The 19,956-nt window shown below is 50.4% G+C and carries 15 protein-coding genes; 6 read left to right on the top strand and 9 right to left on the bottom strand.

Features of this window, described 5'->3' with window-relative positions; all coding sequences use genetic code 11:
• Positions 1–29: 29 nt before the first annotated feature.
• Positions 30–3,194 (bottom strand): GAF domain-containing hybrid sensor histidine kinase/response regulator, encoded by a 3,165-nt coding sequence (locus A8707_RS10215; protein ID WP_082906317.1) that lies wholly within the window; start codon positions 3,192–3,194, stop codon positions 30–32.
• Between the two features lie 127 nt (positions 3,195–3,321).
• Between A8707_RS10215 and A8707_RS10210 the strand changes: the two genes are divergently transcribed.
• The 3 genes from A8707_RS10210 (at position 3,322) to A8707_RS10200 (ending at position 7,421) form a co-directional block, all read left to right on the top strand.
• Entirely contained in the window at positions 3,322–4,203 is an 882-nt protein-coding gene (locus tag A8707_RS10210) for an alpha/beta hydrolase (RefSeq protein WP_156518474.1), read from the top strand.
• Between the two features lie 253 nt (positions 4,204–4,456).
• Positions 4,457–6,481, top strand: a complete 2,025-nt coding sequence (locus A8707_RS10205; RefSeq protein ID WP_068816701.1) for a CapA family protein — start codon at positions 4,457–4,459, stop codon at positions 6,479–6,481.
• A gap of 61 nt (positions 6,482–6,542) precedes the next feature.
• Positions 6,543–7,421, top strand: a complete 879-nt coding sequence (locus A8707_RS10200; RefSeq protein WP_331711698.1) for an aldose epimerase family protein — start codon at positions 6,543–6,545, stop codon at positions 7,419–7,421.
• A 46-nt stretch (positions 7,422–7,467) separates the two neighbouring features.
• Here the strand turns inward: A8707_RS10200 and A8707_RS10195 are convergent, their stop codons facing one another.
• From A8707_RS10195 to hpxZ, 6 genes are all read right to left on the bottom strand, one after another.
• Positions 7,468–7,884 carry an FHA domain-containing protein gene (locus A8707_RS10195; protein WP_068816700.1) on the bottom strand — a complete coding sequence of 139 codons (417 nt, stop codon included), beginning with the start codon at positions 7,882–7,884 and terminating at the stop codon, positions 7,468–7,470.
• Positions 7,885–8,046: 162 nt separating this feature from the next.
• Positions 8,047–8,946, bottom strand: coding sequence for a glutamate racemase (gene murI, locus A8707_RS10190; protein WP_074382491.1), 900 nt, complete (start codon positions 8,944–8,946; stop codon positions 8,047–8,049).
• Between the two features lie 126 nt (positions 8,947–9,072).
• Positions 9,073–11,004, bottom strand: coding sequence for an N-acetylmuramoyl-L-alanine amidase (locus A8707_RS10185; protein WP_231948003.1), 1,932 nt, complete (start codon positions 11,002–11,004; stop codon positions 9,073–9,075).
• Between the two features lie 557 nt (positions 11,005–11,561).
• On the bottom strand, positions 11,562–13,025 hold the full coding sequence (locus A8707_RS10180; protein ID WP_197484719.1) for a cation:proton antiporter: 1,464 nt from the start codon (positions 13,023–13,025) through the stop codon (positions 11,562–11,564).
• A gap of 76 nt (positions 13,026–13,101) precedes the next feature.
• Entirely contained in the window at positions 13,102–13,914 is an 813-nt protein-coding gene (locus A8707_RS10175) for a carbon-nitrogen hydrolase family protein (protein WP_068816698.1), read from the bottom strand.
• A gap of 182 nt (positions 13,915–14,096) precedes the next feature.
• The gene (gene hpxZ, locus A8707_RS10170; RefSeq protein WP_068816697.1) at positions 14,097–14,471 is read right to left on the bottom strand and encodes an oxalurate catabolism protein HpxZ; all 375 of its coding nucleotides are present in this window, start codon (positions 14,469–14,471) and stop codon (positions 14,097–14,099) included.
• Positions 14,472–15,013: 542 nt separating this feature from the next.
• Here hpxZ and A8707_RS10165 point away from each other — a divergent pair.
• Positions 15,014–16,123 (top strand): DNA topoisomerase IB, encoded by a 1,110-nt coding sequence (locus A8707_RS10165; RefSeq protein WP_068816696.1) that lies wholly within the window; start codon positions 15,014–15,016, stop codon positions 16,121–16,123.
• Between the two features lie 5 nt (positions 16,124–16,128).
• On the opposite strand, the gene A8707_RS10160 is transcribed toward A8707_RS10165, so the two are convergent.
• Entirely contained in the window at positions 16,129–17,034 is a 906-nt protein-coding gene (locus A8707_RS10160; protein ID WP_068816695.1) for a DMT family transporter, read from the bottom strand.
• 60 nt (positions 17,035–17,094) lie between these two features.
• Here A8707_RS10160 and A8707_RS28030 point away from each other — a divergent pair, with 60 nt between their 5' ends.
• Positions 17,095–17,259, top strand: a complete 165-nt coding sequence (locus tag A8707_RS28030; protein WP_156518472.1) for a hypothetical protein — start codon at positions 17,095–17,097, stop codon at positions 17,257–17,259.
• A 62-nt stretch (positions 17,260–17,321) separates the two neighbouring features.
• Positions 17,322–18,995 (top strand): chaperonin GroEL, encoded by a 1,674-nt coding sequence (gene groL / locus A8707_RS10155; protein WP_068816694.1) that lies wholly within the window; start codon positions 17,322–17,324, stop codon positions 18,993–18,995.
• Positions 18,996–19,137: 142 nt separating this feature from the next.
• Here the strand turns inward: groL and rnc are convergent, their stop codons facing one another.
• Entirely contained in the window at positions 19,138–19,821 is a 684-nt protein-coding gene (gene rnc / locus A8707_RS10150; protein WP_068816693.1) for a ribonuclease III, read from the bottom strand.
• Between the last annotated feature and the right edge of the window lie 135 nt (positions 19,822–19,956).

Here is a 19,956-nt window from a genome sequence, read left to right as displayed (position 1 = left end):
GAGAATTCGGGTTTGTTTCATCCATGGTTCTAAGTGGGTTGAGTGAGCATTATTAACCGATCGAACTGGTAGTTTTCAACCAACTTGTTTAAGGCTTTAATCAGTGAGGTTCGCTCAGGAGGGATTTGAGCAATCAGCTTGAGGCTCTCGACATCGTTGCCTTGAGCAGCGGTAAAGTGCAGTTGGGCGATCCATTCTGCTGGCATGATCGTTAAGGTAGCCGCATCAAAGCGATAGGTTGGCTCACGAGGCGTTAATGGCGCGATCGTGCCCACAGCTTTATAGAGATACTGCGCGTCTAGATGTCTAAATAACACGTCAAGCAGTTCTTCTCGACGGAATGGCTTGCTGATAAAATCGTCACAGCCTGCTGTCAGGCTTTCCTGCCGCTGTTCAGCAAAGGTACTAGCTGTTAGAGCAATAATTTTGGTAGAAGGATGAGACAGTAGATCAGTCGGGGGGTGATGGGTAACCAGTGGAGGATTATTTCCAACGTTCTTGGGTCGCGGCATCCTCGTGTCCTCGGCTTCTCCCTGTTCGCGGCTCTGCTCTAATTCTCGAATCTTCTGAGTGGCTCTATAGCCATTGAGAATTGGCATGTGCATGTCCATGAAAATTAGATGGGGTTGCCACTGTTGCCAGAGCGCGATCGCGGCTTGCCCGTTTTCAGCTTCTTGGAGTTCAAACCCCAAGCTACTTAAGATTTTGTTTAATAACAACCGATTGACCGCATCGTCTTCTACGATCAGAATGCGGTGACTGCCTTGTTTTGGTGCAGTTCTGCCAGTCGGTAGTTTTATTGCGGTTGCGATCGCTGCAGCTTTAGCCAGACCAACTTGAGTATGAAAGGCAAAGCAACTGCCTCTACCCGGCTCACTGCAAACCGTAATTTCACCGCCCATCAACTGCACAAACCGTTGACTGATTCGCAGCCCCAGTCCTGTTCCTTCTTGGGATTTCTGCCCCGATCGGGTTTGTTGAAATGCTTTAAACAAATGACCTAACTCATCTACCGCAATGCCCGATCCCGTGTCTTCGACCTCAAACATTAACTGCTGAGAGTTAACAACTAAACAGTCTGGTTTGACTGCGTTTTGTTCATTTTCGACTGGCTTCGCTTTCACACGCAGAATTACACTGCCCCGATCGGTAAACTTAACGGCGTTACCCAATAGGTTGATTAATACCTGACGCAGTTTGTTTTCATCGGTTTTGACATAGCGCGGTACGGTTAAGTCGCAGTTGAAAATGAGTTCCAACCCTTTAGAACGTGCCTTGAGTTGCAGCATTTCTTCTAGGCTACGCAGCAGTTTGTGCAGATCGCACTCTGTTTCGTTTAGAGTGACCCGTCCAGCTTCGATTTTAGACATTTCCAACACATCGTTGATCAACCCCAGCAAATGCTCACCACTGTGGTTGACAATCTCAACCGATCGTTGATGGTCTACTGGCAGAGACGGATCTAGCTGCATCAACTGCGTAAAGCCCAGAATCGCGTTGAGTGGGGTGCGGAGTTCATGACTCATGTTTGCCAAAAATTCGCTTTTAGCTACATTTGCAGCATCGGCGGCTTCTTTTGCCTGTTTTAGCTCCTTGGCTTGGCGCTGCGTTTGGGCAAACAGCTCTGCCTGCTGCACAGCAACCCCCAACTGAACGCCAATCTTCGACATCATTTGAATTTCGGCTAACTGCCAATGGCGAGGTTCGGCGTTTTGGTAGGTAGCCAGTAACCCCCACAGTTGATTTCCACAGAAGATTGGAACGGTAATATAAGCTCGCGCCTGAAGCGATTCAAGCAAGTCTAGGTAGCAGGCATCAAACCCTTGCTGATAGATGTCAGTCACACAGCAGTAATTCGTTTTTTGGCGATAGAGTCCTCCCGCATTCTCTTGTAAGTAGGTGTCTCGAATTAAAACCTCTGTGCCGTTTAATCGCTTCATAACACAGTTTGTTTGATCAACTGCCACCTTGTTTAGGTCAGAACTTGCGACAGGAATGGGAATAATTGCATTCCATCCAGCGCCAACTGACTCGGCAACGACTTGCCCACTCCAGTCGGCATTGAATTGATAGACCAAGGTACGATCGCACCCGATCGCCTGCCGCAATTCTCCGGTTGTGGCGCGAAAAATGGTTTCCAGTTCCAGGGTTTCGCGCATTCGCTGTATCACTTGGGCGGCTGCCCGCTCTCGCTCTGCGGTTTGACGGAGTATCTCTTCTGACAGTTTGCGATCGATGCCGACCGCGATCGCGCTAGCAACCGATGCCATCTCTTTAAGGGCTTGTTCCTCTAAGGGTTGATGGGCAAAGATCGCCATGACCCCTAAAAGCCGATTTTTGATGGTTAAAGGATAGCCCGCAAAAGCAACCATGCCCTCACGTTCTGCCCAGTCGTGACCACCGATGTGCGGGTCGGTCATCACCTGGTTAGTCAAATGAGGCTGGCGCTGTTGGGCGATCCAACCAATTTTGAACTGACCCACGGCAATGCGGCTGTGATCGCCATTGAGATGGGTATACATTCCGGCACTGGCTTGCAAAATCAGCATTTGCTCAGATTCGTTGAGCGTCCAGATTCGGGCAAAGGCAGCGTCGAGATGTCTATGGAGAGCGATCGCGCAACAGTTCAACATGTCTTGCAAAGTTTCACCTTCGGTCAAAGCGATGCCAATATCTGCCCGCAGCGCCACCAGCTTTATCTGCTGCAACTGGTCTGCTTCTAGCTGCTTTCGCTCGGTGACAATCATCCGCAAGACTTCTTCGATGCGCTGCCGCTCTGTCTCCGGCTTCTCTGGGTTTGGGTTGATGGCTTCTAGGGGCTTTGGCGCTTGCAGTGCCAAAAATTGAGGCAACTGTTTAAATAGCCGCAGGGCGGCATAGCAAGAGACTAGCGCGGTGATTGCCCACTCTCCGCTAGAAACCCAGCGAGCCGGATGCCACGTCCAAACATTTAGCAGGTGCCCAGCGCCACAGAGGACGATAATTGCTCCAAGCAGCTTAAATTCTTTGAAAGACGAGAGGTCTCTTCGCTTCCGCACGCAGTAAATGAGCATAGCTGAAATAGAGAGGTAGGCGGTGACAATGAGCACATCGCTAATAAAGTACATCCAAGCTAAAGGAATCTGCCATAAATAGCAACGCCCATCAGAAAGGGATTGGCTCGGTGACAGAAGGCGCTTAACCAGTTCAAGCATATTCTTATAGAAAACGAACTCGTTGGTAGCAAAGATAATCAAGGGAACGAGGGCGATCGAGCCTCTATAGTAGGAGGCGAGGCATTCAGTACAGTATTCCCAATTGTGTTCTCTCTAGCACTAACCCGTGGCTCCAAAAACTACCAGCAAAATGGTTAACAACAAGCTAACCTGGGTGCGATCGCGATCCTTTCTAAAAAGATTTGCGATCGGATACAGTTTGCTGTGCGTCGCGCTTTACTTCCAACAGCAGCGGCTCATGTTCTTTCCGATGCACAAACTTGAGCATACGCCCTCTTTATATCAACTCAACTATCAAGACGTTTGGATTCCCGTTTCAAAATCAGGAGGGCAAAGCGATCGGATACATGGCTGGTGGATTCCTGCTGAAAAGCCTGATGCACCTGTGATGCTCTATCTTCATCATAATGCGATCAACATTGGCGCAAATGTGAGTCAAGCCCTTCAGTTTCACAAATTGGGATACTCAATCTTCTTATTTGACTACCGAGGGTTTGGTCAAAGTGAAGGAGCATTTTCGACGGAATCTCACCTGTACGAAGATGCTCAAGCCGCTTGGAATTATTTGACTCAGGAGCGTAAGCTTTCACCCAATCGGATTGTTATTTATGGGCATTCAGTAGGGGGCGCGATCGCGATTGATCTCGCTGCCAAACATCCAGAAGCCGCCGCGCTAATCGTGCAGAGTTCGTTCACCAGTATGCGCGACATGACAAAGCGATTTGGGGTGTATTGGTTTTTGCCGATCGAACTGGTTCTGCGACAACGGTTTGAGTCATTAGAGAAGATGAAGTCGATTAAAATGCCCGTTCTGATCATGACGGGGACTGAAGATATCCAAATCCCGGTTGAAATGGGAGAAAGGCTCTATGCGGCGGCTCCTGGATCTAAGCAGCTAATCATCATTCAGGGAGGCGGACACGATAACCATCTATCAGAGCCTTATAAGCAGCGTGTGAAACAATTTATTGACCAAGCAACCAATTAAAATTATGGGCGCACTGTGAGGTGCAGACTGGCTCAAGATCACCGTTAACAGAAATCTTCTAAGAAAGCAGCCTTTTCAAGGTCAGGCTCGATCGCATCCCCGGCGAAAATCGAAAAAAGAATCTTAGTGCAAACGAAGAGATATAGAGTTTAATGTTCTGTGATTTGCATCATAAACGCGATAAATATTTAGTGATCGCGGTCGTTGGGGGCATCTCCTTGTTGTTTCGAGTTGCGTGTGGGAGTTTTGAAGTATGAGTTACACGGGCGAGTCTAATCACCCCTCTGTGTTGGAACTAGCCCGATCGGGCAATTTTCGAGCCATTGCCTATTGGCTAAACGTGTTTCTCTTGCCTCACAACCTATCTGCACGGGTCGAATCAGCCCCTCAATCGGGCTGTTTGCAGGTGCTCGTTGACTGTCATCCATCGCCCGATCGCACCGCTAAGTCCCCCGATCGCAGTAGTTTGGTGCGGTTTATCTGTCATCACCTCTGGAAGCTCAACTCAGATGTGATCGAAGGGGTGCAGATCACAGCGCGATTTGTAGGAAAGCCGCAAATGATCTGGCGGCAGTCGGCGCGGGTGCTGTCTCCTGCAAGACGCGCCAAACTTGGGCTTCCTGCCAAACAAGCGACTTCTATTCGCAGAACGAGTCAGATTAAATCGCGAGTCCGGCAAGCGACTCGTCAGAAAGTGCAGTTTCGGGCGCTGCGATCGCTGCTCCTCACAGGCACCACCGCCGCCGCATTCATCATGGGCTGCTGGCTGGGCTACAGCGATGCGCCGACCGACCAAACGACTGCATCAGCATCTCCTGCGGCGATCACGCCTTCAACCCGTCCGAATACGGTTCTGACTGCGATGGGCAATGTCCCCGTTGAGACTCCTGACGGCGTGCAGAATGCCAATGATCCAACCGTGACGCTGATGTTTGGCGGAGACGTAACGCTCACCGATGCTTACACAGATTCAGTGGGCAGCGATCGTCAGTGGGCATTTTCGGCAATGGGCGAAGCGCGTCAGGCAGATGTGGCAATGGTGAATTTAGAAGCGCCTTTTACTACGTCAGCTACGCCCTTACCCGACAAGCAGTTTAACTTCAAAGTCGAGCCTGAAAATGTGCAAGTGTTGAAAAATGGCGGCATCGACCTTGTAACCCTGGCAAACAACCACGCGATGGACTATCAGGCGGCTGGGTTAGAAGACACGATCAAAACATTAGATCAAGCTGGCATTCGTCACGTTGGGGCAGGGCGCACGATCGAGGAAGCCCGTCGCCCAGAAATTTTGGATGTCAAAGGGCAGCGCATCGCCTACCTCGGCTACTATGACGGAGACTTTCAGGCGGCGGGAGAAGGCATTGCTGGGACGAATTCTCGCCAGAACGATCGAGTCGCGGCTGACATCAAAGCGATTCGCAGTCAGGTCGATTGGATTGTTGTGAACTATCACTGGGGCGAAGAGTTAGCGAAGTATCCCGGCGATTATCAGATGGATCTGGCGCACTTTACGATCGACCAGGGTGCCGATCTGGTGGTTGGGCATCATCCCCATGTGCTGCAAGGAGCAGAGATTTATAAAGGTCGTCCGATCGTTTATTCACTCGGCAATTTCATCTTTGGCGGCAAATCGGTGAGCGATTATGACACCGCTGTTCTCAAAGTGGCACTCAAAGACAACCAGATGAAGGTGGAATTTTTGCCCGTCGAGGTGAGAGGATTTCAGCCTAAAGTCGTGAGTGGCGATCGCGGCACCGAGATTTTGCACCAAATCGAGAACGTCTCAGACATTTTCCATGAGCCGATGAAGTCATCTGTGGTGTTAGATGCCAAAACAAACACGACGGTGACTGCTCCTACCGCAAACCCTGCTGCTGTTCAGTCTCCCCAACCTGCAAGCCCAGAAGCAATTCAGCCAAGCGACTCCCCCAGTCCTGCCAATTCATCGAGTCTGACTCCAGTGGCTCCCAATTCTGGTACGCCGATCACATCGCCGAGGTCGCCCTCCGACAAAACCCCCGCCGCACCTTGGAAAGACGACTCTTTTATCTCGACTCCTAGCCCTAGCCCGTCTACACTGCCGCTAGAGAGTCCGACCCCCGATTCTACGCCGAGTCCTTCGATGCCTCCTAATCAGCAGGGAGATGCGTCTGCGCCGGGAGTTGAGCCTGCGTCGATCGCTCCTAGCCCCGCCAATAGCTTAGAGCCGATGAAGAAGCGATATGCCGATTCTGGCTCGGTTGAGGTTGCTGCGGCGAGTGTGACACCCAGAGAGTAGAGCAGAATACTCCTTTGTGATCCAGTGACCTGTTACTCTATAGCCTATTAATTCACTTGGGATGATGCCTGTGTTTGCGATCGCGTTTCGCCGTCAGCAATATGACACTTATATTCTGACTGACCAGACTGCCCAGTCACGGCTAGAAGTGGTGCCCGATCGAGGTGGCATTATTACAAGCTGGCAGGTGCAGGGGCGAGAATTGCTCTACATGGATACAGCACGATTTGCCGACCCAAGTTTGTCGGTGCGCGGCGGCATTCCCATTCTGTTTCCGATCTGCGGCAATCTGCCAGACAACACCTACACTCACGACGGGCAATCTTATACGCTCAAACAGCATGGGTTTGCGCGAGATTTGCCGTGGGACGTGCTCGATCGGGTCACTCACGATAAGGTTAGCCTGACGCTAGGACTCTCTAGTAGCGATCAGACCCGTGCCGTGTATCCGTTTAATTTTCAGCTTGAGTTTACCTACACGCTGAAAGGTCAAACGTTGTCTCTTCAGCAGCGCTATATCAATCACTCTAGCGAGGCGATGCCGTTCTCGATCGGGTTTCATCCCTACTTTCTGGTGTTGGACAAACCTCAATTGCAGTTTGAGATTCCATCGACTGAAGCGTTGGATCAACCGTCCCAAGCGGTGCAGCCATTTTTGAATGTCTTTGACTTCGATCGGGCTGAGATTGATTGGGCATTTCCTCAATTAAACAGCCAGGTTGCCAGTGTTTCTGATCTCAGTCGTCACACTCACATCACGCTCAACTATAGTCCTCAATTTTCGGCGCTGGTTTTTTGGACGCTCAAAGGCAAAGACTTTTATTGTTTAGAACCCTGGAGCGCCCTTCGGAATGCGTTGAACACGGGCGATCGGCTTTTCTATCTCGACCCAGGAGCCACGTTAGACACCGAGGTAAATTTGACCGTAGATTTCACCTAATCTCGCACTCAGAAGGCACTTCAGACATTAAGGGAACTTCCTTAAATTAAGCAGATAGCTCGTCACCAGCCGAGCCAATCAGGGTGTTAAAGTCATCCGATAACGTCGGTAGAGTAATGTCTCCTTTAAGCAAATAGTAAATTGCGCGCACTTGCGGACCAAAAATCACTTCATCCCCATTTTGCAAATCGCGGGTGCCTAACTTACGACTATTAATCAGCAGCCCATTTGCACTGGGGTTGCCTCTGAGTGTGCCATCTACAATCCGGTAATAGTGGGTACCATCATCATTGGGCAACTGCAACAGCGTTGCGTGACGACGAGACACAAATTGAGATTCCAACCGAATATCGCACTTAGGATCACGCCCGATCGAGTAAGTGACTTCTTCTAGCCTCAACTCTCGTCGCCCACGATCGTCTTCAATCACAAACACATGATTTTGAAAGGATTCTAAAGCCATTGAGATAGAAATTAGGGTGGAACAAATCTGAGCAGTCGCTACAGTCTTTAAAAGAGTTCCACAGAATGCAATGCAAATCACGTTAGAGACTTGAGCACAAAATCTTCATAAAGGTCGCACCCAGAATTTATTTAAGCGGTCAAATTCTAGCCGACTCAATTCTCAAAACGACGTTGATTCTGACTCTAGGGCGATCGACTTCCAAATTACGCTTGGCAAGCTCACCTGCTGAACGAGAGGAGTGCAGCCTAACCATTGTCGAGAAATTTTGATAAACGGTTGGGGATTGCCGCTGACACAAAACTCAGTGGGTCTGGGCGATCGACTTTGTTTTAAGCCCAACAGATCGAGTTCTTGAGACGCTGCCGCAACGACATGCACAGCGGGGTCGATAAGCTGCACCGACCGGGGCAGCAGCGATTTCAACACTGGAGCAAGGTGCGGATAGTGAGTGCAGCCATAGACGAGCGTATCAATTTGCTGCTCAAGCAGCGGCTCTAAGTAGTCTCGCGCAGCCTGGTAGGTGTAAGGTTCATCAATGCGGTTTGCTTCGATGATCGGCACAAACTCAGGACAGCCAACCTGCCAAACCTCTGCGGTGGGATCAACTTCTAAAATTGCGTCCCGATAGGCATTACTGGCGGCTGTTGCAGGGGTCGAAATCACGCCGATGCGCTTGCCTACCTGCACAGCGGCTCGTGCCCCTGGCAAAATCACGCCCAAAATCGGCAACGTCGGAAACTCAGAGCGAACCGTCTCGATCGCCAGTGCCGAACTTGTGTTGCACGCCATGATCACCATCTTGACCCCACGCTGCACCATCCAGGCGAGAATCTCTCGCACATACTGGAGGATTTCGCTTTGGGATTTTGTTCCATAGGGCAAACGAGCCGTGTCTCCAAAATAGAGGATCGACTCGTTAGGCAGTTGACGATAAAGCTCTCGTAAAACCGTTAGCCCTCCAACACCACTGTCAAACACTCCGATCGAGGCTTGACTAGACGGAAATTGATTGAGCGAAAACTCAGTTTGCCGACCAAAATCGGATGGTTGATTTTTCATGAATGAACGCTAACTCCTCACACACACTCTATCCAAAGGCTTTAAACCCCCAACGAGGCAGAAGCCTAAACGATTTTAAGTCTAAACGCTAACGCCGATCGGCTCAATCTATACGAGTGCAGACTGTTAGCGAAGGTACTGCAAAATTCCGCGAGCGATCGAGTCTGCCATCTGTTTGCGATAAGCAGCCGTCGAGAGTTTAGAGGCATCGTCTCGCCCTGTGACAAACCCCACTTCAACCAGAACTGATGGCATTGTAGTTTTTCTCAACACATAAAATCGTGCCGTCCGAACGCCCCGGTCTTGAATCCCCGTTCCTTGCAGGACGCTGTTGTGAATCGATCGGGCTAGCCCTGCTCCGCTCTGATAATAATAGGTTTCTAAGCCACTAATATCTGGACGGCTAAGGCTGATCGAGTTGGCATGAATGCTGACAAACAGCGTGGCGTTGATTCGCTCTGCGAGGCTGACGCGAGGTTCTAAATCGACATCAACATCGTTGGTGGTGCGAGTCAACACCGACTGAATGCCCTGCTGCTCTAGAGCGGCTGCAACTTGACGACTGATATCCATGACAATTTCTTTTTCTTGCAGACCGCTAATTCCCACGGCTCCGGGGTCTGGTCCGCCGTGCCCTGGATCGACAACCACCACGATTTTGCCATTTGGAACGCGCGGTAGAGAGATAGGCGGCACATTTGTCGCAGGTGGCACCGGAATATTAGAGCCTGGAGACCCTGACAATGGCGGCACCGGGAAGAGAGACGATCGCCGCAGTTGCAGGGCAAGAAGCTGCTGAGTGGGTTGATTAATTTCCCCAATTTGAGTCCCTGACGCGGGCTGAAGCAAAATCGCTACCGTACTGGGATCTTCTTGTCGCAAACGCACTTGCAGCAACGGACTACTCGCCGTGAGTCGGGGTCCTTGCACTGATCGATCCAATAGCGCAGACGGAATCGTAATTCGATAGGCTCCCGACGCTCGATCCCAACCAGAGGTATAGAGGATCGGACGATCAGAGCGAATCAATAGTTGTCGGCTGCCTTCATCTAACTCGACCGATCGCACGGTGGCTAACCCTGTGCGAAGCAGCGGAGGTTGATTGCTGACGGGATTGCTTGCCGTCCCAGCTTGAGGCAGCAGCACAATGCCATTTGAGCCGCTTGCACTCGCCTGCCAGTCACCACTACTGGGCGACGACATCAACAGCGTCAAGCGCACTACCGGAGGAGACGATTGCAGTTGCGTCACCTGCACCCGATTGACTCCGTTGCGGTTGACGAGAAAGTCACGAGATGACAGATTTGGCGAAATCGACGCTCCGTAGAGATCGACGAGCATCTGACGACGATCGCCCGTGCGCTGCACTCGAATCTCTGGCTGACCGCCACTCGTACGAATAAAAAATCCGTCGGGTGTCGGCTGAATGCTTTGAATCTGCGTAGTCGAAGTCGCCGTCCCCGGATTGGTGGAGCCGATCGTTGGCACTGTCACCGATGATGGATCGCCCGACGTGACAGGACTCGGAGCCGAGGTCAATTGAGGAGTCGGGAGTTGCACCGTCCAATTTTGGGGAGATGCCCCTCGAAACCGCACTTGATTGGGATCGATCGTGTAACCCGGTGCCAACTCCACCACAATGCGCGCGGTGTCTCGATCGAACTGCCCCACTCGCAGCGATTGAATCGAGCTGCCATTCCCAGGTTGAGTTACAGCAGGGCGACCGAGTTGAATTCCCGGCAGGTCAATCACCAACCGAGTCGGATTGGCAATCAGTTGCGCTCTAGGCTGCACTCCTTGATCAGTGGTGAACTCTAAACTGTTTTGGTTGGCATCAAACCGCCAAAATTGCAGTCTGGCTGCTTGAGCGGGCAGTGTAATCAGAAAAAGGGCAAAAGGTAACAGAAAAAAGCAGAAATTAGCCGCTCCTTTCACGACGTTTCCATTAACTTTTTCTGGCTTTCTTCCAACTAATTGAGACAATAATCCGTTGCGTTTCAAAGCAATTTCTCCTGGTGTGCCTCGCATCTCTGACGGGTTTGACAAATCGAAAGTCATCTGAATCTAAGAGGTGAATTCCTGCGATCGATCGCATTTTCGACCAGATATAAGGCTGAGTTAGATAGTATCTTGATGCCAAATTCTAAAGATTTCCAGGTTTACAGACTGAATATCGTAGAGCCTTCCCTACAGTGAGGGAAATTCATCAACGGCAAAGACAATTTTTGTTGATAGAGCCAGCAAATCTCAAGCGATCGGTAATCTAATCTTTGCCCTTTAGTATTCTCAAACTGATCAGGTCTTTCTGGACAATCTGCGAAAATCACAGAAATTTGATGCACCCTCGAATTTTGGAGACGTAGAGATTGGCGTTCAAGTTTCGGAAAGGTTCTATAAGATTTTTATTCAAAGAGTTTGGTTGCATAAGAGAAATGAGTGAGAAAGCAACGTGTTTTAGAGGAGAGCATTGTTGCCAGATTTATCCAATCGATGAAAATTAGATTTAGGCTACAGCATTCTAATACACTTGCTTTCCGCTCAAACTATTTTTCGAGGATTTTGAACGAGTTGAAGCGAACGATCGCGCCTTATCTATGAACAGATATTCCGAAGAATCATTCGTTTGCTGCCTGCTTATCTTCTCGCAAGGTTGTCTCTGCAATCAATTCATCATCGAGTAGGGCAGACTCGTTGAGAATCTCAGCCTCCTCAGACAGGGAAGTCTGCGCCACCTGATTTGAGAACGCTACCCGCAGCAGAGGAGGGGCAACAAACGTCGTCAAAATCACCATAACGACGATCGCCGCTTGCAGCGAGTCGGGCAACACTCCGCTAGAGGCACCAATGGCAGCAAATACCAGCCCGACCTCGCCGCGTGGAATCATGCCGATGCCGATCGCCCATCGATTCAAAGATGGTTGCCCGACCAATGTGAAGCCCGTCACTACCTTACCGACGATCGCCACCACCACCAAAAACGCCGCCGTGATTAGCCCTTCCCGATTTTCGGGCACAAACGGGTTGAGGACGCTGATATCCGTTTTGGCACCGACCACCACAAAGAAAATGGGCACCAGCATATCTGCGATCGGCACCACTTGATCTTTGAGTTCCTTGCGTTTTTCGGTTTCCGCCAAAATCAATCCAGCGGCAAAGGCTCCCAAAATCGCCTCTAGCTGAATCACGGCGGCTATATAAGAAAGCAGAAAGACAAAAATCAATGCCGTGATTAGCACTTGACCTCTCGTTCTCAACTCATTGACGAGGGCAACAAAAAACGGATTGAGCAACCGTCCTAACCAGATTGAACCTACTAAAAAGACTCCGGCACTAACCACCAGATAAATGACATTGCCAACCTGCACTTCGCCTGTTTTTGCCAGCCCTGCCACTACCGCCAGCACAATAATGCCCAACACATCATCCAGCACGGCTGCCCCAACGATGATTTGTCCCTCTTTAGACGCAAGCTGCTGAATCTCTGCTAAAACTCTCGCCGTGATGCCGATGCTGGTTGCGGTCAGAGCAGCCCCGGCGAAAATTGCGGGGACGACAGCGACATGAAAGAGCAGCATTAGCCCCGCAGTGCCCAGGGCAAACGGAGCGACGACACCGACCACAGCGACGATCGCGGCTTGCGGTCCGACTCGAATCAGTTCTTTGAGATCCGACTCTAGCCCAATCTCAAACAGCAAAATCACGACCCCGATTTCTGCCAAAACCGAGATCACTTCGCTCTGTGACTGAAAAACTGCTGTCAGGCTTTCTGGACTTAGATGAGCGCTCATCTGAATCATCTGCATCATCAGAGAACTGCTGGCATCGATTCCGCTCATTGGAAACACCAGCAGATGCAGCGCAGACACGCCGACCGCAACGCCTCCCACTAATTCGCCTAAGACGGGCGGTAAATCAATTCGGGCGCACAGTTCGCCGCCTAGCTTGCTGGCAAAATAAACGATGACTAGACTCAGCAAAACGCTGGCTAGCACGATCGGGCTATTTTCTGATTCGGTCGCTGCCGCTAAAACGGGCGCGGTCTGGCTGATTAGGAACTGAGTCCCACTTAAAAAGTTCATCCACGGAAGAGAAACAACCATGCGTCACGCCCTATTCGTCGCTTTTAATGGTACTGATTTCTTGACGATTTTTGCTTCAAACAAAGACGCGATGGTGCAGCGAGGGCATTTGACGACGAACTTGCTCTAAGCGAGCAGGCTCGATCGCGGCGATCGCCACCCCCGGCTCGTCTCCAGCGTCGGCTAAAATCACGCCCCACGGATCAATGATCATTGCGTGCCCGTGCGATTGCCGAATCGAGTTATGTCGTCCGGTTTGGGCGGGGGCAATCACATAACAGGTGTTTTCGATCGCTCTCGCTTGCAGCAGCACCTGCCAGTGATCTTTCCCGGTGTAGGCGGTAAACGCCGCCGGGATAAACAGCACCTCGGCACCCATCAGCGACAGTTGGCGATAAAGCTCTGGAAACCGCACATCGTAGCAGACCGAGATGCCAATATTGCCCAAGTCTTTAGAGGGGTGAACGGGCGGAACTCGCAGCCCTGCCACGACCGTCTGAGATTCGTGATAGGTGTTGCCATCTGGCAGATTGACATCAAATAAGTGGACTTTCTCATAGCGAGCCACTTCTTGCCCACTGCGATCAACGAGTAGAGCCGTGTTGTAAACCTTGCCACCCTCAACCGGAACCGGGAAGCCACCGCCCAAGATCGACACTTGGAAGCGCTGCGCCATCGTTCTGATAAACTTCTCGCTTTCTTGAGCGATCGTCTCTGATTGGGCGAGTTTTGCGTCTTCATCTCCTAAAAACGAGAAGTTTTCTGGCAAGCCAACTAGCTCTGCGCCTTGGCGAACTGCCAGGTCGATCAGTTCTTCTGCCTGAGCTAGATTTTTAGACAAGTCGGGCAGACTATTCATTTGAATTGCGGCAGCCAGGTAAGACTTCATGGGTTTAGCTTAAAAATTGAGAGGAGTCGGAAAATAGAGGTCTCGATCGAATGCAGACTATCTGACGATTACTAAGAGCAGTTTAGGTGACTGCACGCCAGAATGACAGGCAGAGGTTGATTATGCCTCTCTATACCGAATAGTTTAAAGCCAGTCGAAACCCAATCGATCACCACCTCAGCTTATGCCAACAGTGAAACGTGAGCACAGGCGACCCGCCAACCGTCAGGAGTCTTGACCCAGGTTTGGCTTTGCCGACCGATTAGCCCAGAGCCTTTACGCTGAAACTCGGTGTTTGCGGTCGCAAAGTCTTCTCCATAGGTAGTAATCACAGTGTTGCGGAGGATGCGATCGAGGTTGAGTGGAGAACGGGCATCGCGAAAGGCAGCGATCGCGTCATAACCATACAAATTTTCAGTCACGCCATAGCGAATCGTCTGGGAACTGTTTAAAAATGATTCGTGCAGCATTGTGACATCGTTGTTGATTAGAGCGGATTCATAGCGCTTAAAGGCTGCGGTCACGTCTGCTAAAACGTCAGGAAGATTGATTTGCATCGTGTTTCATCAAATAAGTTTGTGGGTTGCACTGCTATTTAGATCAATAGACCTCCTGCGTGAACCTGGACAGCCCTCCTCACGAAGTGGGGCAAGCCCTCGCCAACCCTTCTCCCCAGGGAGAAGGGAGCTAGAACCTCTTGTTCCCTCTCCTTAGGGAGAGGGCTAGGGTGAGGGCGAAGGATTCGTGCAGGAGGTCTAACGTCATATCAGCATCCGTTTTGCCATCATTAAAGGTGTGGTCAACGATCAGAGTTATTCCCAGTCATTCTTTTTGCGTAGTCTACTGCAATACTCCGGACAAAATTTGAGCAGATTTTAAGGCTCAAACCCTTATTCTGCCGTGGACAAGATCTTTTTTTCCAAGTCAGAGGCAGAGCTAACTTTGAAAAAATAGCTCGATCCTTGAACCATAAACTCTGAAAGCCTTGTGGAACCGTTCAAAAAAATGTCCGGAGTATTGCTACTGGGCAGATTTCAGATTATCTCGAATTGCTTAGGGTGGTTGTTATAGAGCAACATAATCTTCAACCTAAACATCAATGACGCTTAATGTTGAACCGCAGATTCTGAAGGACGAAATTGAGGCAGCAATGTCTGCTGAGGCTCCGACCAGTCCGGTAGAATCGGCTGAGGCAGTCGGTTTGCGATATGTCACGGATGACATTCCGGGCATTAAGCGGCATCGATCGAGCAAAAGAACGTTCACCTATGTAGGGGTTGACGGCAAGACGATTCGCAGTGCTGAAGAAATTCGTCGCATTGAGTCGTTGGCGATTCCTCCCGCCTATCATCATGTCTGGATCTGCCCGTTTGCCAATGGTCACTTGCAGGCGACTGGACGCGACGCAAAAGGACGCAAACAATATCGCTATCATCCGCTCTGGCGATCGATTCGCGACCAGACAAAATTTACGCGCATGATTGCGTTTAGTCAATCGTTACCCGATATTCGCAGGCGACTTGATCGCGATTTGTCAGCGTCAGGGTTGCCCAAACAAAAAGTGCTGGCAGCGATCGTCAAACTGATGGAGATAACTCGCATTCGCGTGGGCAATGAAGAATATGCTAAGACCAATCACTCTTATGGCATGACGACGCTGCACGATGAGCATGTGCAGATTTCTGGCTCTAAAATTCAGTTTCAGTTTCGCGGCAAAAGTGGCGTGGATCACGAGATTGAGGTGCGCGATCGTCGGCTCGCCAACATTGTCAAACGCTGCCAAGAGATTCCGGGTCAAGAGTTATTTCAATACATTGCTGAAGACGGACAGCCGCACGATGTCACCTCTACTGATGTCAACGATTATCTGAGAGAAATTACAGGTCATGACTTCACCGCAAAAGACTTTCGCACCTGGGCAGGCACCGTTTTAGCGGCATCCCACTTAGTTGAGATTGGCGTTTTCACCTCCCAAACTGCCGCTAAGAAAAACATCACGCAGGTACTCAAAACCGTCGCTGCTCATTTGGGCAACCGTCCGGCAACATGCCGGAAATATTATGTGCATCCTGCCGTTTTAGAGGCTTATTTAGATGAGTCATTGCAGGAGGCGATGCAAAAATTTGTCGGTGTGGTCGCAGAAGATAACTATGCGCTGCGATCGGATGAGTTAGCCGTGATTGCCTTGCTAGAAAAGGTAAATTTTTAATCCCACTACCGTTTAGCGGCGATCGCGACTCCTACCCCAATCAACAAAATGATTGCGCCGATCAGAACCTGCATTCCGGGCACTTCTCCAAACATCACAAGCGCCAGTCCGCTAGAGGCGACTGGCTCAAATAGATTGAGCAGCGTTATCAGCGTCGGTGACACCCAACGGACTGCCCAATTTAAGCTCGTATGCCCGATGAGTTGAGGAACGATCGCCATCAGCACCATTAACCCATAGGTGAGCGAAGAATAGCCTGTGTAAGCGGTTCCAGCGATTAAGGGCAACGGCAACAGCACAACTGCTGCCACACTGTAAGCGATCGTGCTGTAGCTGCCTACACTTAAATTCCGTCGCTGTGCCTCTCGTCCCAATAATAGATATAGGCTGGCTGTCCAGGCTCCAATCAGCGCCAGTGCGTTTCCTAAAAGTGGATTTGCACCTGTGGAATTGCCCGTCTCCCAGCCGATCGTGACTCCTCCAATCAACGCGACGAGGATGCCTAGCCCCATGACGCGATTGGGCTTCTCACCAAACCACAGCCACGAGAGAAGAGCGACCCAAATCGGAGTAGTCGTGACGATCGTCGTTGAGGCAGCGATTGACGTATACGACAATGAAGTAATCCAGGTGGCAAAGTGAGCAGCAAGTGCAACTCCGGCAAGTCCTGAATATCGCAGCGCAGAAAAACTTAGATTGCTGCGGCGAATCGTTTGCCAATTGGGAAGCAGCACCAGCGAGGCAATGATTAACCGAGACGCAGCTAACACTAAGCTAAATCCGACGGTCGATAGATTTGCCTCGCGAGTCGCCAACCGGACTAAAATCGCTGCGGTTGAAACTGCCAAAATTCCTACGGTGAGGATGAGAGCCGTTTGCCATCTTGTCGGTTGTTGAGTAAAAGATTTCATTTTGCGTAGAGGCTGAGATGCGACGAATGCCGCGAACGATCGTGTGATGGATCTTGGGTCATGGCGGAATCGAGGAGACGTTCCACCGAAACGTCTCTACGGCATCATCGGGTGGATTTGTTGTCGATCGCCTTTAGGAATCAATTTGATGGGACGGTTCATTCCCTCGGTGGAGAAAACCCAATTTTCAGCTTTCGTCCTTACTCGTTCGGTTTTCCGATCTAATCTTAATTAGCACTCTGCCCGATCGAGTGCTAAATTTCTAGGTAGAGAACTGGGGAATTGATATGGCAAAGTTTGTGGTCTTTAAAGACGAAGCTCGGCAGGCGCTTGAGCGAGGTGTCAATGCTCTTGCGGATGCCGTGAGAGTTACGCTAGGTCCCAAGGGGCGCAACGTATTGCTCGAAAAGAAATTTGGCATCCCTCAAATTGTTAATGATGGGGTGACGATCGCCAGAGAAATCGAACTCGAAGACCCGCTCGAAAACACAGGCGCGGCTCTGATTCGCGAAGTGGCTTCTAAAACCAAAGATTTGGCTGGAGACGGCACCACGACTGCAACAGTCCTTGCCCAAGCGCTGATCCGTGAAGGCATGAAGAACGTGGCAGCAGGTGCCAATCCGGTCAGTTTACGACGCGGCATTGAGAAAGCCGTCGCCAAAATCGTGGAAGAAATCGCCGCTGTCGCCAAGCCCGTTGAAGGCAACGCGATCGCGCAAGTCGCAACCGTCTCCTCTGGTGGTGATGAAGAAGTCGGCGCAATGATTTCTGAAGCGATGGATAAAGTCGGTAAAGATGGCGTGATCTCGGTCGAAGAATCAAAGTCTCTCGCCACTGAGATGGATCTGGTCGAAGGGATGCAAATCGATCGCGGCTATCTCTCGCCTTATTTCATCACCGACACTGAGCGTCTGATCACAGAATTTGAGAACGTTGCGATTTTGCTTGCTGACAAGAAAATCAGCTCGATTCAAGACCTGATTCCGGTTTTGGAGAAGATCGCTCGTGGGGGACAACCACTGCTGATCATCGCTGAAGATATCGAAGGAGAGGCACTTGCAACGCTGGTAGTCAACCGTTTACGCGGTGTCCTTAGCGTGGCAGCGATTAAAGCTCCTGGCTTTGGCGAACGTCGTCGAGCAATGCTGCAAGATATTGCCGTTCTCACCAGCGGTCAGGTCATCTCTGAAGACATGGGCTTGAGCCTCGACACTGTGACGTTAGAAATGCTGGGTTCTGCCCGCAAAGTGACGATCACTAAAGATACGACCACGATCGTGGCAGGTGGTGACAATTCGAGCGACATTCAAAAGCGCGTTGCTCAACTGCGAAGTGAACTAGAGCGCTCTGACTCTGACTACGATCAAGAGAAAATTCAAGAGCGGATTGCGAAACTGGCGGGTGGCGTTGCCGTCATCAAAGTCGGTGCTGCAACCGAAACCGAACTTAAAGATCGCAAAAACCGCATCGAAGATGCCCTCAACGCGACGAAAGCAGCCGTTCAAGAAGGCATTGTTCCGGGTGGTGGCACCACGCTGATTCACCTAGCTGTCAAACTCGAAGCGTTCAAGGAAACCCTCAACGATGAAGAGAAAATCGGCGCAAACATTGTAATGAAAGCGCTTGAAGCGCCTCTGAAGCAAATCGCTGATAATGCGGGTGTTGAAGGTTCTGTAGTCGTCGAGAAAGTCCGGGGTCTAGACTTCAACGTCGGCTATAACGCGCTGACTGACACCTACGAAGACTTAATCGCTTCTGGAATTGTCGATCCGGCAAAGGTGGTGAGATCGGCGCTGCAAGATGCTGCCTCGATCGCGGGTATGGTGCTCACCACCGAAGCGCTCGTTGTCGAGAAGCCTGAGCCGAAGTCTGCTGGCGGCGGTGCGCCTGACATGGGCGGCATGGGTGGTATGGGTGGTATGGGCGGCATGGGCGGCATGGGCGGCATGGGCATGATGTAGTCCACACCTGAATTAATTTGAAAGCAGTCGATCGCATCACACGATCGACTGTTTTTTAGTGCCCGAAGGCGAACCCGGCTACTTCCATTTGTTCAACGTTGACGGATAAACCTTCAGTTACGCCCTCGTCGATTATGCTGCATCAAATCAAGCCTCGTTTCTTCAACTTGGATATAGCATCTTCAGCAGCCTGTTTTTCTGCATCTTTCTTGCTACGACCTTTCCCTTCACCGTAATGTTTGTCGCCTATATAAACCTTAGAGACAAACTCCGGCGCATGATCTTCTCCACCTAGTTTTTCTGTAACGTACTTTGGAGGGGTTAGTGCACCATTTGCCTGTGCGAATTCCTGAAACTTGTTTTTTGAATCTACACTTGATCGAGCTACCGTAACACCTTGAGGTACAGAGTCAAAGAGCTGTTCTACTAAAGGACGTAGTGTCTCGATGTCTCGATCGTGGTCTAAATAATAAGCTCCAACGACTGCCTCGAAAGTACTGCTGAGAAGATTAGGATTTTGATATCCACCATCGCGGATTGCACCTTGCCCTAATCGCATTCTGAAATCTAGACCTACCTCCGTAGCAAATCTAGCTAGTTGTCGTTCGTCTACAAGTGCAGAACGTCGCCGTGTCATTTGATCTTCTCCCAGTTCAGGATGAATCCGATAAAGATACTCGCCACTAATGAAGTTGAGGATTGCATCACCCAAAAACTCTAGGCGCTCGTTGTCTCCATTTTCTCCAGGATTTTCGTTGACGTAGGAGCGATGGGTGAGCGATCGACGCAAAAGTTTCTCATCATTGAATATCAAAAGTTCGTGCATTTTTTCCTCACTGTTAACTAAAGATCGTGGATTAAATAACTCCAGAGATGTCCCCTCATTCCAACTTTCTTGGTAGGAAAAGGTCGGAATGAGGATGATCCGAGACTTTGTGATTGTCTATGTTATTTAATCCAC

It is taken from the genome of Phormidesmis priestleyi BC1401, assembly GCF_001650195.1.
Taxonomy (GTDB): Bacteria; Cyanobacteriota; Cyanobacteriia; order Leptolyngbyales; family Leptolyngbyaceae; genus Phormidesmis_A; species Phormidesmis_A priestleyi_B.
The sequence above is the reverse complement of the archived record's forward strand: the minus strand, read 5'-3'. Positions and strand labels throughout refer to the sequence as shown.